The 313-nt window shown below is 49.5% G+C and carries 1 pseudogene; it reads right to left on the reverse strand.

From position 1 onward, the window contains the following. Positions 1–313, reverse strand: a pseudogene (locus J0A66_RS22560) (DNA repair protein RecN); the annotation flags it as partial.

The raw sequence follows: 313 nt of genomic DNA on the forward strand, positions 1-313 counted from the left end.
CTTGCTCTGCCAGTTTTTGCGCCGCTGTCTGACGTGAACGACTTAAGACCTCTGCTGTTTGTATGTAAGCTTGCTTTAATTGCTCCAGTGTGAGCGCCAATGCCTCAAGTTGATTGTCATCTTGCTGTAATTGCGCGAACTCCTGAACCAGAGATTGGTGGTATTCATATAACCCCTCTGGCATCACCTGATGCTTTCTGGCTAGCTCCATGGCTTTTGAAAAGCGAGCTTCCACCTGCTGCATCCTGAACGGATCCACTTCCAGGCCGTCAATATAGTCGCGCAACTGCTGAGAGGCTTCATCTACCTGGAT

The sequence above is a fragment of the Bowmanella dokdonensis genome (assembly GCF_017254865.1).
GTDB lineage: Bacteria > Pseudomonadota > Gammaproteobacteria > Enterobacterales > Alteromonadaceae > Bowmanella > Bowmanella dokdonensis.